This window comes from Kitasatospora sp. NPDC098663 (genome assembly GCF_044760075.1).
Taxonomy (GTDB): Bacteria; Actinomycetota; Actinomycetes; order Streptomycetales; family Streptomycetaceae; genus Kitasatospora.
Map to the genome: position 1 here is coordinate 120,580 of NZ_JBIWAP010000013.1, position 15,870 is coordinate 136,449.

Genomic DNA, 15,870 nt, shown 5'->3' on the forward strand with positions numbered 1-15,870 from the left:
GTCCCGGGCTCGGGGCCACCCCTCACGGTCACTCAGCTGCTACCGGCCGCGATTACTTCTTCGCCAGCTCGGCGGCGTTCTTCTCGAGGTCCTCGATGCCACCGCACATGAAGAAGGCCTGCTCCGGGACGGAGTCGTACTTGCCGTCGGCGATCGAGTTGAAGGCCTCGATGGTCTCCGACAGCGGCACGGTCGAACCCTCGACACCGGTGAACTGCTTCGCCACGTAGGTGTTCTGCGAGAGGAAGCGCTCGATGCGACGGGCCCGGTGGACCGTGATCTTGTCCTCCTCCGACAGCTCGTCCATGCCGAGGATGGCGATGATGTCCTGGAGGTCCTTGTACTTCTGCAGGATCCCCTTGATACGGAGGGCCGTGTCGTAGTGGGTCTGCGCGATGTACCGCGGGTCGAGGATGCGGGACGTGGAGTCCAGCGGGTCGACGGCCGGGTAGATGCCCTTCTCCGAGATCGGGCGCGACAGAACGGTCGTCGCGTCCAGGTGGGCGAAGGTGGTGGCCGGGGCCGGGTCGGTCAGGTCGTCCGCGGGGACGTAGATCGCCTGCATCGAGGTGATCGAGTGACCGCGGGTCGAGGTGATGCGCTCCTGGAGGAGGCCCATCTCGTCGGCCAGGTTCGGCTGGTAGCCCACCGCGGAGGGCATGCGGCCGAGCAGGGTCGACACCTCGGAACCGGCCTGGGTGAACCGGAAGATGTTGTCGATGAAGAGGAGCACGTCCTGCTTCTCGACGTCACGGAAGTACTCCGCCATGGTCAGCGCGGAGAGCGCGACGCGCAGACGGGTGCCCGGCGGCTCGTCCATCTGGCCGAAGACCAGCGCGGTCTTGTCCAGAACGCCCGAGTCGACCATCTCGTCGATGAGGTCGTTGCCCTCACGGGTGCGCTCGCCGACACCGGCGAACACCGACACACCACCGAAGTTCTCGGCGACGCGGTAGATCATCTCCTGGATCAGAACGGTCTTGCCGACACCGGCACCACCGAACAGACCGATCTTGCCACCCTGGACGTACGGGGTGAGGAGGTCGATGACCTTGATGCCGGTCTCGAACATCTCGGTCTTGGACTCGAGGTCCTTGAACTCCGGCGCCTTGCGGTGGATCGGCCAGCGGACCTCGACCTGCTGGTCGAACTCCTTCTGGTCCACGTTCAGCACGTCACCGAGGGCGTTGAAGACCTTGCCCTTGGTGATCTGGCCGACGGGCACCGAGATGGCGGCACCGGTGTCGGTGACCTGGGTGCCACGGACCAGACCGTCGGTCGGCTGCATCGAGATGCCGCGGACCATGCCGTCGCCCAGGTGCTGGGCGACCTCGAGGGTCAGGGTCTTCTTGCCCGAGCCGTCGGGGTTGTCCACCTCGACGTGCAGGGCGTTGAACATGTTCGGAATGGCGTCGACGGGGAACTCCACGTCGACGACCGGGCCGATGACCCGCGCGACGCGGCCCGTCGCCGTGGTCGGCTCAACAGTGGTGGTCATTCTCATTCGCTCCCGCGGCTAGCGTCGGCGAGGGCGTTGGCACCGCCGACGATCTCGCTGATTTCCTGGGTGATCTCGGCCTGACGGGCCGAGTTGGCAAGCCGCGTGAGCGACTTGATGAGCTCGCCGGCGTTGTCCGTCGCGCTCTTCATCGCGCGGCGGCGGGCGGCGTGCTCGGAGGCGGCCGACTGCAGCAGCGCGTTGTAGATCCGGCTCTCGACGTACCGCGGCAGCAGCGCGTCGAGGACGCCCTCCGCCGACGGCTCGAAGTCGTACAGCGGGAAGATCTCGGCCTTGGCCGACGTCTGGTCGCTGAGCTGGACCTCGTCCAGCTTCAGCGGCAGCAGTCGGGCGTCCACCGCGTCCTGCGTCAGCATGGACACGAACTCGGTCGAGACCACGTGGAGTTCGTCCACGCCGCCCGTCTCGGCCGTGAAGGCCTCGATCAGCTCGCCCGCGACCGACTTCGCGTCACCGTAGGTCGGCTTGTCCGAGAAGCCCGTCCACGAGTTCCCGACCGCCAGGTCACGGAAGGTGTAGTACGACAGACCCTTCCGACCGACGATGTAGGTCACCACGTCCTTGCCCTCGCCGCGCAGGCGCTCGGTGAGCGCCAGCGCCGCCTTGATGGCGTTGGACGAGTAACCGCCCGCCAGGCCGCGGTCCGCCGTGATCAGCAGGACGGCGGCACGCGTGGCGTTCGGGTTCTCGGTGGTGAGCGGGTGCTTGGCGTTGGACCGGGTGGCCACCGCCGTCACCGCCCGGGTGAGCTCATCGGCGTACGGAGCGGAGGCGGCCACCGCGCGCTGCGCCTTGCCGATGCGCGCCGCGGAGATCATCTCCATCGCCTTGGTGATCTTCTTCGTCGCGGTGACAGAGCGGATCCGGCGCTTGTAGACCCGAAGCTGTGCTCCCATGGGTCGTTACGTCCTTTCCCTCGCTACCGGACTCAGGCCTGCTCGGAGAGCAGCTTGCCGTCGGCGGTCTGGTACCCCTGCTTGAAGGCGTCGATGGCCGTGGTCAGCGCGTCGACGGTGCCCTCGGCGAGCAGACCGGTCTCGACGATGCCCGCGAGCAGGTCCTTGTGCTGGAGGCGCACGTGGTCCAGGAACTCGCGCTCGAAGCGGCGGATCTCGGCGACCGGGACGTCGTCCAGCTTGCCGTTGGTGCCGGCCCAGATGGAGACGACCTGCTCCTCGACCGGGAACGGCTGGTACTGGCCCTGCTTCAGCAGCTCGACCATGCGCGCACCACGCGCCAGCTGGGCCTTGGAGGCCGCGTCCAGGTCGGAACCGAAGCCGGCGAAGGCCTCCAGCTCGCGGTACTGGGCGAGGTCCAGACGCAGACGGCCGGCGACCGAGCGCATGGCCTTGATCTGGGCGGAGCCACCGACGCGGGAGACCGAGATACCGACGTTCACGGCCGGGCGGATGCCGGCGTTGAACAGGTCGGACTCCAGGAAGCACTGGCCGTCGGTGATGGAGATGACGTTGGTCGGGATGTACGCCGAGACGTCGTTGGCCTTGGTCTCGATGATCGGCAGACCGGTCATCGAGCCGCCGCCCAGGGCGTCGTTCAGCTTGGCGCAACGCTCCAGCAGGCGGGAGTGCAGGTAGAAGACGTCGCCCGGGTAGGCCTCGCGGCCCGGCGGACGGCGCAGCAGCAGCGACACGGAGCGGTAGGCCTCGGCCTGCTTCGACAGGTCGTCGAAGATGATCAGGACGTGCTTGCCGTCGTACATCCACTCCTGGCCGATGGCCGAACCGGTGTACGGGGCGAGGTACTTGAAGCCGGCCGGGTCGGAGGCGGGAGCAGCCACGATGGTGGTGTACTCCAGCGCGCCGGCCTCCTCCAGGGCGCCGCGGACGGACGCGATGGTGGAGCCCTTCTGGCCCACGGCGACGTAGATGCAGCGGACCTGCTTCTCCGGGTCGCCCGAGCGCCAGTTGTCGCGCTGGTTGATGATCGTGTCGACGGCCACCGCGGTCTTGCCGGTCTGGCGGTCACCGATGATCAGCTGACGCTGGCCACGGCCGATCGGGGTCATCGAGTCGATGGCCTTGATGCCGGTCTGCAGCGGCTGCTTGACCGACTTGCGGGCCATGACGCCGGGGGCCTGCAGCTCCAGGGCGCGGCGGCCGCTGGAGGCGATGTCGCCCAGACCGTCGATCGGGTTGCCCAGCGGGTCCACGACGCGGCCGAGGTAGCCGTCGCCGACCGGAACCGAGAGGACCTCGCCGGTGCGGCGCACGGTCTGGCCCTCTTCGATGCCACCGAACTCGCCGAGGATGACGACACCGATCTCGCGGGTGTCGAGGTTCAGCGCGAGGCCGAGCGTGCCGTCCTCGAACCTCAGCAGCTCGTTCGCCATGACCGAGGGCAGGCCCTCGACATGCGCGATGCCGTCCGCCGCGTCAGTGACCGTGCCGACCTCTTCCACAGAAGCGGCGTCCGGCTGGTACGACTGGACAAAGTCGGCCAGCGCGTCCCGGATCTCCTCCGGACGGATCGTAAGCTCCGCCATCAGGCTTCCCTGCTCTCCTAGTTTGCGATCCTCGGCCCGCCATTGAGGGCCGCAAGTATTCGACTCTCGGCCGGGTCTGCCGAACCGGCCGTCCGATGTGCCGGCCCCTTGGGGAGCCGGTTTCCCGACCGAGGGTCGGATGTACTGCTGCTTCGGTGTGCTCAGCCTTCGAGCGACTGGCGAGCGCCTTCGAGGCGGCTCGACACGGTGCCGTCGATGATCTCGTCGCCGACCTGCACCCGGACACCACCGACGACCTCGGGGTCGACGTCGATGTTCAGGTGGACCTGGCGGCCGTACATCCGGCCCAGAGCACCGGACAGGCGCTCCTTCTGGGTGTCCGACAGCGGCACCGCGGTGGTGACCAGGGCCACCACGCGGTCGCGGCGCGTGGCGGCGAGCTTCGAGTAGGACTCCAGGCCCTGCTCCAGGCTACGGCCACGCGGCGCGTTGACGATGGCCGTGACCAGCCGGACGGTGCCCGCGTGGGCGCGGCCGCCGAGCAGCTTCTTGATCAGCGCGGCCTTCGCGGCGATGCCGGCCTTCGGCTCGGTCAGTGCGGCGCGCAGCTCGTGCGAGCCGCCCACCACCCGGCTGAACCGGAACAGCTCGTCCTCGACGTCGTCCAGGGCGCCTGCCCTGTCCGCCGCGATGACCTCGGCGTACGCGGCCAGCTCCTCGGTCCCGTCCACCAGGTCGCGCGAGCCCGACCAGCGGGAGCGGACCAGGCCGGAGACGAGGTCGACGGTCTCGCCGGAGACCTGACCGGTCAGCAGCGAGGAGACCAGCTGGGCCTTGTCCTGACCGGACCGGGACGGGTCGGTCAGGACACGGCGCAGCGACACCTCACGGTCCAGCACGGCCGTGACGGCGGTGAGCTCCTCGGCGAGCTTGGCCGCGTCCACCGAGGTGGAGTCGGTCAGGCTCTCCAGGTTCTGCCGGCCGGCGGCGAGGGCCTCGCGGCTGGCGCCGATCACTTGGCCGCACCCTGAGCAACGGTGGCCTTGGCCTCCAGCTCGTCCAGGAAGCGGTCGATCACGCCGCTCTGCCGAGCGCTGTCCTCGAGGGACTCGCCCACGATGCGGGAAGCCAGCTGGGAGGCCAGCGAACCCACGTCCTGGCGCAGGACGGCAGTCGCCTGCTTCTTGTCGGCCTCGATCTGCGCGTGACCGGCGGCGACGATGGCCTCGCGCTGACGCTGGCCCTCCTCGCGCATCTCGGTGAGCTGGGCAGCGCCCTGCTCGCGAGCCTGCTCGACGATGCGGGCAGCCTCGTGACGCGCCTCGGCGAGCTCGGCGCGGTACTGCTCAAGCAGGGCCTGGGCCTCCGCCTGAGCGGCCTCGGCGCGCTCCATGCCGCCCTCGATGGCGTCCCGACGCTCCGACAGCACCTTCTCGATGCTGGGGAGGAGCTTCTTGCCGAGGAGACCGAAGACGATGAAGAAGCAGAGCAGGCCGATGATGATCTCGGGCCACGCGGGGAGGAGAGGGTTCATCTTCTCCTCGGCCGCGAGCGTAACCGCGATGCTCATATCTGGACCTTCCTCGAATGGGTCTGCGGCAGGATTACTTGTTGCCGAAGACGAACGGCATGACGATGCCGATGAGGGCGAGCGCCTCGGTCAGCGCGAAGCCGATGAACATGTTGGAGCGGATCAGGCCGGCAGCCTCGGGCTGACGGGCCATGGCCTGGACACCGTTGCCGAAGATCAGACCGACGCCGATGCCGGGGCCGATCGCGGCGAGGCCGTAGCCGATGGAGGCGACGGAACCGTAGACGTTGCCCTCAGCGAGGATGCTCATTGACGTTGTCCTTTGCAGGGGTGGTGAACCGGTGGTGATTGGCCACCGGGCAATCCGGAGAGGTTGGTTCAGGGAGGGCCGAAGCCCCCTGGCTCAGTGCGCCTCTTCGAGGGCACCGGCGATGTAGCTGCTGGCCAGCATCACGAAGATGTAGGCCTGCAGGAACTGGACCAGCAGCTCGAAGGCGGTCAGCGCGACGGCGACGATGAACGAGGCCGAGCCGTAGAGCGCACCCAGGGTCGGGCTGAGCAGGTACCAGGAGGCGATGGAGAACATCACGATCAGCAGGTGGCCGGCGAACATGTTCGCGAAGGCTCGGACCGCGAGCGTGAAGGGGCGCACGAAGATGTTCGAGAAGAACTCGATCGGCACCAGGATGAACATGACCCAGCCGGGGATGCCCGAGGGCCAGCAGAGGTTCTTCAGACCGCCGACGAAGCCGTGCTTCTTGAAGGTCAGCGTCATGTAGGTGATCCACACGACCGCCGCGAGGCCGGCCGGGAACGCGATCGCCGCCGAGACGGGGAACTGCGCGAAGGGGATGATCGACATGATGTTCATCAACCAGATGAAGAAGAACATCGAGACGAGCATCGGGACGTACTTCTCGCCCTTCTTGCCGATCGTCTCCAGCACGATGGAGCGCTTGACGAAGTCGTAGCCGATCTCGCCGACGAGCTGCAGCTTGCCGGGGACCAGGCGCGGCTTGGCGAAGGCGGCCCAGAAGAAGACGACGACCAGCAGCGCAACGATGACCGACAGCAGCATCGGCTTGTTGAACTCGATGCTGCCGATCGAGAAGATCGGCTTGAACTGGAACTCGTTCAGACCCGGGGCCGGGAAGCCGCAGCCAGCGTCCCCGAAGTGGCAACTGCCTGAGGCGAGGAACGTGAGCTGATCAGCACTCACCACGGACTCCTTCGTCGTGACGCATGGTTACGGCAACCTCGGTGTGTCGGCGTGGCCTGCGACCACGGAGCGGCACTGGAACTTGATGGGTTTCTCGCGGATCCCGCGCGCCGGTGCGCCGCACCACAGCGGGATCATCGAAGACTGCGCGGATCCGGGGGGCGATCCGTCCGCTGTTCGGACAGACCTGGCCGCTTCCCGTACTCCGTTGTTGCGACGGACGATAGCAGTCCGTCAGTGCGGCATAAACACCGCCCCCCTCGTTGGGGGGACAGCCAGGGCTCGTCACTGTTGACGCCCCGAGTCGGAGGGCTTGTCGCCCTTGTTTTCGGAGGCGTCGGGGTCGACGTAGAAGGTCTTGGCCTTCAGCGCACCGCGCACCTGGAACCCCGTCCAGACCAGCGCGCAGCCGAGCAGGGTGAAGGCGAAGGTCTGCCGGTTGAACAGCTCGGTGTCCTTGAAGACCGCCAGCACGATGCCGACCAGCAGGATCTGCGTGGTGTACACGAGCAGCGCCGCGGCCATCATGATGTGCGGGTTCGACCTGGTCAGCCGGTCGAGCGCGACCTGGCCGAAGCTGAAGAAGGCCATCACCAGGAGTGCGCCGAAGAGGGCGCCGAGCAGCCCCTTCCCACCGGCGACGGCGAACGAGATCGCCATGGCGATGATCCCGGCGGCCGCAGTGGGAATCGCGGCGCCTCGGAGGATCCGGGCGTCGGTGGACGGCATGTCGGCAGCTCCGGCGGCATGTCGATGTGACGGGGGACGGGGCACAGAAGGTGGTGGGTGACACCGGACCGAGAGGCCGCCGCCCGGGCCGCCCGCTGGAGCGGCGGGCCCGTCGAGGGAGACCGACCAGGGACGGAAGTCCTCCACCTGTCAGGTCTTTCGGCGTGTTCTCGGTACTCGTGAACGGTATCACAAACTATTTGATGAGAGCTTTACCATGAATGTGTGGCACCTGTCACACCGACGGCGCAGCGATGCGGCCGAACGGGTGGGGCCATTTGACGGAACATCAACTGCCTTGCTAGCGGCGGCCGGTGGCCCGGCCGTGGTCGTCGAGCGCGGAGGCGCCCCGGTCGGCTTCACCAAGAAGTTGCTTGTCCTTTGCCGACAGTTCAGCCATGGGGGCGGGCGGACGGCGCCGGTAGCGCGGCGGGACGAAGGACTGCACCGCCCTCGGCGCGCGCGGCCGGAACTGCGGCGTCAGCAGCACCACCAGGCCGACCAGGCAGAGCCCGGCGAGCGTCAGCACCACCGTGCGGCCGGTGTTGGTGACCGAGAAGGCCACCGTGCCGAAGGCGATCAGCGCGGCCCAGAAGTACATGATCAGCACCGCACGGCTGTGCGAGTGCCCGACCTGGAGCAGCCGGTGGTGCAGGTGGCGCTTGTCCGCGGCGAACGGCGACTGGCCGGCCCAGGTGCGGCGCACCACCGCGAGCAGCAGGTCCGCCAGCGGCAGCGCGATGACCGTCAGCGGCAGCAGCAGCGGGATGTAGATCGGCACCAGGGCGTGCACGGTCGCGGTCTGCGAACCGGTCTCGCTGCTGATCAGGTCCGGGTCGACGCGGCCGGTGATGGAGATCGCGGCCACGGCCAGCATCAGGCCCAGCATCATCGAGCCGGAGTCGCCCATGAAGATCCGCGCGGGGTGCATGTTGTGCGCCAGGAAGCCCAGGCACATGCCGATCAGCAGCACGCTGAACAGCACCGCGGGCGCCGCGTCGGTGATCGTGTAGCCGTACCAGAGCCGGTAGCTGTACAGGAAGAACGCCATCGCGGCGATGCAGACCATGCCGCCCGCCAGGCCGTCCAGGCCGTCGATGAAGTTCACCGCGTTGACCATGACGACGACCAGGGTGACCGAGATGACCATGCCCTGGGTGGGGCTCACCGCGACCGCGCCGACACCGGGCACCGGGAGGGTGATCACCGTGACGCCCTGCCAGACCATCACACCGGCGGCGATCATCTGGCCGCCGAGCTTCACCAGCGCGTCCACGCCCCACTTGTCGTCGAGCACCCCGAGCAGCCACATGATCCCGGCGCCGGACAGCAGCGCGCGGATGTCGGTGCCCTGGGAGAACACCTTGCTCAGGTTGTCCAGCTGGGAGGCGACCAGGATGCCCGCGCACAGCCCGCCGAACATCGCGATCCCGCCGAGCCGCGGCGTCGGCTCGCGGTGCACGTCCCGGGCGCGGACCGGCGGCATGGCGCCCGCCGCGATGGCGAACTTCCGGACCGGGCCGGTCAACAGGTAGGTGACGGCGGCGGTGCAGAACAGCACCAGCAGATACTCACGCACCACCGGCCTCCTGCGTCACTGTCCAACGGGGAGGTACCGAAGGTACTCCCCTGCGTTCCCGGGGTTCGAGGTGCGTCGCCACGCCCCACACCTTATTGAGTCGGACGCTCAAGGCGTGCATCGCGGTTCGCTCTCCCGGGTAGGAGATCCGAATATCCGTCGACGACGCTCTCGTCACCGCCGGTCGGCGAAGGACAGGGCCAGCTCCCGGACCCGGTTCGCCACCCGCGCGCCCGTGCCCCCGGCGAGCACCTGAGCGATCAGCCCGGCGAGCTCGGCGAGCTCCGCCTCGCCCATCCCCTGGCTGGTCACCGTGCCGGTGCCCAGCCTGATCCCGGAGGCCTCGGCGGCCGGCGCCGGGTCGTAGGGCAGCGCGCACTTGCCGAGCAGCAGTCCGGCCGCGGCGCAGCGCCGCTCGGCCTCCGCGCCGGTGACGCCCAGCGGGCTCACGTCCGCCGTCACCAGGTGGGTGTCGGTGCCGCCGGTCAGCGGGCGCATCCCGGCCGCCGCGAGCCCTGCCGCCAGCACCCGCGCCCCGTCCACCGCCCGCTGCGCGTAAGCCCGGTAGCCGGGCGTCGACGCCTCGGCGAGCGCCACCGCCTTGCCGGCCACCTCGTTCATCGCCGCCCCGCCCTGGCTGAACGGGAACACCGCCCGGTCGATCCGCTCGGCCAGCTCCGCGGTGGACAGCAGCAGGCCCCCGCGCGGGCCGCGCAGCAGCTTGTGGGTGGCCGCCACGGTGACGTCCGCGTACGGCACCGGGGAGGGCGCCACCCCGGCCGCGACCAGGCCGGCGGTCTGGGCGACCGAGGCGATCAGGTAGGCGTCCACCTCGTCGGCGATCTCCCGGAAGGCGGCCCAGTCCGGGTGCCGGGGGTGCGAGATCGAGCCCGCCACGATCGCCTTCGGGCGGTGCTCGCGGGCCAGGTCGCGCACCTGGTCGAGGTCGATCAGGCCGTCGGCCTCGCGCACCCCGTACCCGGTGAAGTCGAACCAGCGGCCGGAGAAGTTCGCCCGCGACCCGCAGCTGAGGTGGCCGCCGTGCTCCAGCGACATCGCCAGCACCCCGTCGCCGGGCCGCAGCAGCGCCGCGTACGCCGCCAGCATCGCCGAAGTCGCCGACCGGGGCTGGACGTTGGCGTGCGGGGCGGCGAACAGCCCACGGGCCCGGTCGATCGCCAGCAGCTCGGCGGCGTCCGCGAGGGCGCAGCCGGTGTGGTGCCGGCGGCCCGGGTAGCCCTCGGCGTACTTGTCGATCAGCGGCCCGGCCAGCGCCGCCAGGACGGCCGGGGAGGTCAGGTTCTCCCCCGCCAGCAGCTGGACCGTCTCGGCCCGCCGCTCGGCCTCGGCCGCCAGCAGGTCGGCCACCTGCGGATCGGCCCGGTGCAGTGCCTCGGAGGCCCACGGGCGCCCTCTGGTCGCGGTCGGGCCGGTCGGGGCGTCGGTGACGGTCATGGCGGGGCTCCGGGGCGGCGTGGGGGCGCCTCCCGGCGTGGGGGCCGGGAAGGATGGGTTCCTCCAGCGTAGGACCGGCCGGGCCGGGCGGCTCGTCGGCGCGGGGCCATTCGGCGCTCGGCCGCCGCGGGCCGTCCCCGGGCCGCCGGGGGCCTCCGGGCCGCTCGCGGCGCGGGCGGTCAGCGCAGCGCGGGCACGCCGGTGAGCGCGGTGACCACCGGGTCGACCGCGTGGAATATCTCCTCGCCGCAGTTGCGGAACATGCCGATCGGGGCCCCGTACGGGTCGTCCAGTTCGTCGGACTCCGGGGTGGCGGCGAGCAGCCAGCCGCGCAGCGCGGCGGCCGCCCGGACCAGGGCGCGGGCGCGCTCGGTGACGTCGGCGCCGCGGCGCGGGTCGGGCAGGGTGCCCGGGTCTATCGTCCGCACCAGGCGGGTGAACTCCTTCAGGGTGAAGGTGCGCAGCCCCGCCTCGTGGCCCATCGAGATGACCTGGGCGCGGTGGTCCAGGGTCGCGGTGAGCACCAGGTCGGCCTCGACCACGTGCTCGTCCAGCAGCTCGCGGCCGGTGAAGCCGCCGCTGTCGGCGCCGTACTCGTCCAGGACGGTCACGGCGTGGTCCTCCATCGGCGCGCCCACGTGGCCCCAGGTGCCGGCGCTCTCCACCAGGATCCGGCCGGCCACCCGGGGGCTGAGCCGGGTGTCCAGCTCACGCCGGGTGAGCCGCTCGGCGATCGGCGAGCGGCAGATGTTGCCGGTGCAGACGAACAGGATCCGGAAGTGGTCCAGCGGCCTGGGGCCCACGCTCAGGTACGGCGCTATGCCGGGCCCGGCATGGAGCGAGGCGATGGGCGTCAACTGCCGGCCTCCAGGTCGGGGACGACCTCCCTCAGCTGCTCGACGCTGATCGCGCCCGCCCGCAGCAGGACCGGGACCTTGCCCGTGACGTCGACGATGGACGAGGCGGTCGCGTGGTCCGCCTGTCCGCCGTCCAGGTAGACCGAGATGGCGTCGCCGAGCTGCGCCTGCGCCGCGTCGCAGGTGGCCGGGGACGGGCCGCCGGTCTTGTTGGCGCTGGAGACGGCGAGCGGGCCGGTGGCGTTCAGCAGCTCGATGGCGACCGGGTGCAGCGGCATCCGGACGGCGACGGTGCCGCGGGTCTCGCCGAGGTCCCAGCGCAGCGAGGGCTGGTGCTTGGCGACCAGGGTGAGCCCGCCCGGCCAGAACGCGTCGACCAGCTCCCAGGCCTGCTCGGAGAAGTCGGTGACCAGGCCGTGCAGGGTGGTCGGCGAGCCGACCAGCACGGGCGAGGGCATGTTGCGGCCGCGGCCCTTGGCGGCCAGCAGGTCGCCGACGGCCTCCGGCGAGAAGGCGTCCGCACCGACCCCGTACAGGGTGTCGGTGGGCAGCACGACGAGTTCGCCCCGGCGAATGGCCGAGGCGGCCTCGCGCAGGCCGGTGGCGCGGTCCCCGGCGTCGGCACAGTCGTAACGGCGGCTCATCGGTGCGGTCCCCTTCCGAAATGGCTCATCACAGCGTTCACAGCACGGTCTTCACGGCGCGGCCGGGCGAGCGGCGCTGCCGCGGCCCGGCCGGTCACGACGACGCCCCTCGGGTGGGCGTACGGCACTCGACCGCTCACAACGACGCCCTGCGGGCGGTCGTGCTGTGCTCGATCGTTCACAACGACGCCCTGCGGGCGGTCGTGAAGCGCGGTCGGTTGTTCAGGTCGCGGTGGTCGGCGGTGTCCGTCCAGCCGCGTTCCTCGTTGAAGATCCACGGGACCTGCCCGCCCTGCTGGTCGGCGTGCTCGATCACCACCGCGCCGCCGGGGCGCAGCAGCCGGGCGGCCACCCGCTCGATGCCGCGGATGGTGTCCAGGCCGTCCTCGCCGGAGAACAGCGACATCTGCGGGTCGTGGTCGCGGGCCTCCGGGGCGACGTACTCCCACTCGGTGAGCGGGATGTACGGCGGGTTGGAGATCACCAGGTCGAAGCGGCCGTCCCAGGAGCGGTCGTCGGCGAAGGCCCGGGTGGCGTCACCGGCGTGCAGGGTGACCCGGGCGCGGTCGGGGCTGGCCTCGATGTTGCGCCGGGTGTACTGCAGCGCGCCCTCGTCGAGTTCGAAGGCGTGCACGGTCGAGCGCGGCAGCTCCTGGGCCAGGGCGAGCGCGATGGCGCCGGAGCCGGAGCACAGGTCGACGACCAGCGGCTCGGCCACGTCCATGTCGCGGACGGCGTCTATGGCCCACTCGACGACCGTCTCGGTCTCCGGCCGGGGCACGAACACCCCGGGGCCGACCTCCAGTTCGAGGTAGCGGAAGAACGCCCGCCCGGTGATGTGCTGGAGCGGTTCGCGCGCCTCGCGGCGGGAGACGGCCTCCCAGTAGCGGGCGTCGAAGTCGGCGTCCTTCACCGAGTGCAGCTGGCTGCGCTTGACGTTGTGGACGTAGGCGGCGAGTTCCTCCGCGTCGAAGCGCGGCGACGGCACGCCGGCCGCGGCCAACCGCTGGGTGGCCTGGGCCACCTCGGCGAGCAGCAGGTTCATCCGTACGACCTCTTGTTTCTGCGCTCCGGCTCGCGCCGTCGCTCGGGCTGGGGCGCGCCGGTCTCAGTTCTGTTGGGCCGAGGCGAGCTTGGCCGCCGCGTCCGCGTCGACGCAGGACTGGATCACCGCGTTCAGTTCGCCGTCCAGGACCTGGTCCAGGTTGTACGACTTGAACCCCGTGCGGTGGTCCGAGATGCGGTTCTCCGGGTAGTTGTACGTCCGGATCCGCTCGGAGCGGTCCACCGTACGGACCTGGCTGCGACGCGCGTCCGAGGCCTCGCGCTCGGCCTCCTCCTGCGCGGCGGCCAACAGGCGCGACCGCAGGATGCGCATCGCCTGCTCCTTGTTCTGCAGCTGGCTCTTCTCGTTCTGGCAGGACGCCACGATACCGGTCGGCAGGTGGGTGATCCGGACCGCGGAGTCGGTGGTGTTGACCGACTGGCCGCCGGGGCCGGACGAGCGGTAGACGTCGATCCGCAGGTCGTTGGCGACGATCTCGACCTCGACCTCCTCCGCCTCGGGGGTGACCAGCACGCCCGCCGCGGAGGTGTGGATGCGGCCCTGGGACTCGGTGGCGGGGACGCGCTGCACGCGGTGCACGCCGCCCTCGTACTTCAGCCGGGCCCAGACGCCCTGCCCGGGCTCGGCGTTGCCCTTGGTCTTCACGGCCACCGAGACGTCCTTGTAGCCGCCGAGGTCGGACTCGTTGGCGTCGATGATCTCGGTCTTCCAGCCGATCCGCTCGGCGAAGCGCAGGTACATCCGGAGCAGGTCGCCGGCGAACAGCGCGGACTCCTCGCCGCCCTCACCCGCCTTGATCTCCAGGATGACGTCCTTGTCGTCGCTCGGGTCGCGCGGCACGAGCAGCAGCCGCAGCTCCTCGGTCAGCCCCTCGCGGCGCTGCTCGCCGTCCTTCACCTCGGCGAGGAACTCCGGTTCCTCGGCGGCGAGTTCGCGCGCGGCCTCGATGTCCTCGCCGGCCTGTCGCCACTGCCGGTAGACCCGGGTGATCGGGGTCAGCTCGGCGTACCGCTTGGCCAGCTTGCGAGCGTTGGCCTGGTCGGCGTGGACGGACGGGTCGGCCAGCCTCTTCTCGAGGTCGGCGTGCTCGACGAGGAGCTCTTCGACTGCCTCGAACATGGAGTGGGCCTTCTTCCCGTGAGAACCGTTGGAAGCCGGGGAGGACCGGCCGGTCGTGCGAACCGCTGGAGGGGGTGCTGGGGGATGCGAACGGCGCCGGCCCCCAGCGCCCCCGGAACGAGTACGGGGGCGCCGGGAACCGGCGCCGTGGGAGCGCTAGGCCTTCGCGCTGTGCTGCTTGCCGAAGCGGGCCTCGAAGCGGGCCACGCGGCCACCGGTGTCGAGGATCTTCTGCTTGCCGGTGTAGAACGGGTGGCACTGCGAGCAGACCTCGGCGCGGATCTCGCCACTGGCCTCGGTCGAGCGGGTCGTGAACTCGGCGCCGCAGGTGCAGGTCACACGGGTGACCACGTACTCGGGGTGAACGTTGGGCTTCAAGGGGTTCTCCTAGGTTCGGGAGGGCACCGGGTCGGCGGCGGGAACGCCGCACGTGAACCGGGACCGACGGACCAGTCTGCCAGGACCGGCCGCATCTTCCCAAACCGGGTCGTGTTCCGGGATATTCCGGGCGCGGCTCAGCGCCGGGCGGGAGCCTTCGCCGGGGCCGTGGGAGCGGCCGTGGGAGCGGCCTGGGCGGGGTTCTCGGGCTGCGCCGAGACGATCGCCTGCGGGACCGGCTGGTCGGCCTTGAGGGCCGCCCAGAGCTGGTCCGCCTGCGGCTGCTGCTGGACCACCCGGTTGGGGTCGCTGGGGGCGGTCACCACCGGCAGGGTCACCATGCCGAGCTGGTCCGGCCCGATCCCCTTGAGCTCCTGGACGAGCCCCACCAGGGCGTTCACCGAGCCCAGCGCGGAGTCGGTGGTGATGCTGCGGGTCATGGTGTCGCCGATCGACCAGAGCTTGACCGGGTTGGAGAACAGCCCGATCCCGCCGGCCTGCTGGAGCAGCGACTTCACCATCTGCTTCTGGAGTTCGATCCGGCCGAGGTCGCTGCCGTCGCCGACGCCGTGCCGGGTGCGGACGAAGGCCAGCGACTGCTGCCCGTCGAGGTGGTGCTCGCCCGGCGGCAGGTCGAGCCCGCTGTCCTTGTCGTGGATGGCCACCGTGGTGTTCACGGTGGCCCCGCCTATCGCGTCCACGACGCGGGCGAAGCCGGCGAAGTCGATCTGCACGTAGTGGTCCATCCGCAGCCCGGTGAGCTGCTCGGTGGTCTTCACCGCGCAGGCCGCGCCGCCGGCCTCGAAGGCGCTGTTGTACATCGCGCGCTTGGCGCCGGCCACCGCCTTGCCGGTGGCGTCGGTGCAGTCGGGCCGGGTGACCAGGGTGTCGCGCGGGATCGAGACGACCTCGGCGTGCGAGTGGTCCTGGTTGACGTGCAGCACCATCGCGGTGTCCGAGCGGGCGGTGTCGCCGGTGTCGCCGCCGGCCAGGTCGCCGTTCTCGCCGCTGCGCGAGTCGGAGCCCAGCACCAGGACGTTGAACGAGCCGTCGGTGGCGGCCGGCGGACGGGCGTCGCCGAGGCGGGCGTTGATGTCGACGCTCTTGATGTTGCCGTTGAGTTTGACGTACGCGTACCCGGCCGCTCCGGCGCCGAGGACGACGAGCGCGGCGAACGCGCAGGCGGCCGCCCGCAGGATCTTGCGGCGGCGGGTCAGGACCCTCTTGTGCTCGGCCATACGGTCCAGAGTAAAACGGACAAGATGATCAAAAAGCCTCATGATGTCCCAACTCTGGAACAAAGCCGAGTG

General features: G+C 70.2%; 16 protein-coding genes. All 16 read right to left on the reverse strand.

The annotated features are described in order from the left end of the window. Positions 1-52 precede the first annotated feature (52 nt). Positions 53-1,498 (reverse strand): F0F1 ATP synthase subunit beta, encoded by a 1,446-nt coding sequence (atpD, locus tag ACIQVZ_RS16785; RefSeq protein WP_350879597.1) that lies wholly within the window; start codon positions 1,496-1,498, stop codon positions 53-55. Positions 1,499-1,500: 2 nt separating this feature from the next. Then, a complete protein-coding gene (locus tag ACIQVZ_RS16790) occupies positions 1,501-2,415 on the reverse strand; it encodes a F0F1 ATP synthase subunit gamma (RefSeq protein WP_350879598.1) in 915 nt (304 codons plus the stop codon). Positions 2,416-2,447: 32 nt separating this feature from the next. After that, positions 2,448-4,022, reverse strand: a complete 1,575-nt coding sequence (gene atpA, locus ACIQVZ_RS16795) for a F0F1 ATP synthase subunit alpha (protein ID WP_350879599.1) — start codon at positions 4,020-4,022, stop codon at positions 2,448-2,450. Positions 4,023-4,183: 161 nt separating this feature from the next. Next, on the reverse strand, positions 4,184-4,999 hold the full coding sequence (locus ACIQVZ_RS16800) for a F0F1 ATP synthase subunit delta (RefSeq protein ID WP_350879600.1): 816 nt from the start codon (positions 4,997-4,999) through the stop codon (positions 4,184-4,186). Continuing rightward, the gene (locus ACIQVZ_RS16805; RefSeq protein WP_350879601.1) at positions 4,996-5,553 is read right to left on the reverse strand and encodes a F0F1 ATP synthase subunit B; all 558 of its coding nucleotides are present in this window, start codon (positions 5,551-5,553) and stop codon (positions 4,996-4,998) included. Before ACIQVZ_RS16805 ends, ACIQVZ_RS16800 begins: the two co-directional genes overlap by 4 nt. 34 nt (positions 5,554-5,587) lie before the next feature. Then, positions 5,588-5,824, reverse strand: coding sequence for an ATP synthase F0 subunit C (gene atpE / locus ACIQVZ_RS16810; RefSeq protein WP_350879602.1), 237 nt, complete (start codon positions 5,822-5,824; stop codon positions 5,588-5,590). Between the two features lie 93 nt (positions 5,825-5,917). Next, positions 5,918-6,733, reverse strand: a complete 816-nt coding sequence (gene atpB / locus ACIQVZ_RS16815) for a F0F1 ATP synthase subunit A (protein WP_350879603.1) — start codon at positions 6,731-6,733, stop codon at positions 5,918-5,920. 285 nt (positions 6,734-7,018) lie between these two features. Then, positions 7,019-7,462 carry a hypothetical protein gene (locus tag ACIQVZ_RS16820; RefSeq protein WP_350879604.1) on the reverse strand — a complete coding sequence of 148 codons (444 nt, stop codon included), beginning with the start codon at positions 7,460-7,462 and terminating at the stop codon, positions 7,019-7,021. A 301-nt stretch (positions 7,463-7,763) separates the two neighbouring features. Further along, the gene (locus ACIQVZ_RS16825; RefSeq protein ID WP_350879605.1) at positions 7,764-9,041 is read right to left on the reverse strand and encodes an MraY family glycosyltransferase; all 1,278 of its coding nucleotides are present in this window, start codon (positions 9,039-9,041) and stop codon (positions 7,764-7,766) included. A 174-nt stretch (positions 9,042-9,215) separates the two neighbouring features. After that, on the reverse strand, positions 9,216-10,496 hold the full coding sequence (gene glyA / locus ACIQVZ_RS16830) for a serine hydroxymethyltransferase (protein WP_350879606.1): 1,281 nt from the start codon (positions 10,494-10,496) through the stop codon (positions 9,216-9,218). A 179-nt stretch (positions 10,497-10,675) separates the two neighbouring features. Continuing rightward, entirely contained in the window at positions 10,676-11,317 is a 642-nt protein-coding gene (locus tag ACIQVZ_RS16835) for a protein-tyrosine-phosphatase (protein WP_063351136.1), read from the reverse strand. Between the two features lie 32 nt (positions 11,318-11,349). Beyond that, complete coding sequence (locus ACIQVZ_RS16840) at positions 11,350-11,997, reverse strand: L-threonylcarbamoyladenylate synthase (RefSeq protein WP_350879607.1); 648 nt, start codon at positions 11,995-11,997, stop codon at positions 11,350-11,352. 178 nt (positions 11,998-12,175) lie between these two features. After that, complete coding sequence (gene prmC, locus ACIQVZ_RS16845; protein WP_063347810.1) at positions 12,176-13,042, reverse strand: peptide chain release factor N(5)-glutamine methyltransferase; 867 nt, start codon at positions 13,040-13,042, stop codon at positions 12,176-12,178. A 63-nt stretch (positions 13,043-13,105) separates the two neighbouring features. Continuing rightward, positions 13,106-14,182 (reverse strand): peptide chain release factor 1, encoded by a 1,077-nt coding sequence (gene prfA / locus ACIQVZ_RS16850; RefSeq protein ID WP_350879608.1) that lies wholly within the window; start codon positions 14,180-14,182, stop codon positions 13,106-13,108. Positions 14,183-14,338: 156 nt separating this feature from the next. Further along, entirely contained in the window at positions 14,339-14,560 is a 222-nt protein-coding gene (gene rpmE, locus ACIQVZ_RS16855; RefSeq protein ID WP_350879609.1) for a 50S ribosomal protein L31, read from the reverse strand. Between the two features lie 137 nt (positions 14,561-14,697). Further along, positions 14,698-15,798: an LCP family protein gene (locus ACIQVZ_RS16860; protein WP_350879610.1), complete on the reverse strand. Its 1,101-nt coding sequence runs from the start codon at positions 15,796-15,798 to the stop codon at positions 14,698-14,700. Between the last annotated feature and the right edge of the window lie 72 nt (positions 15,799-15,870).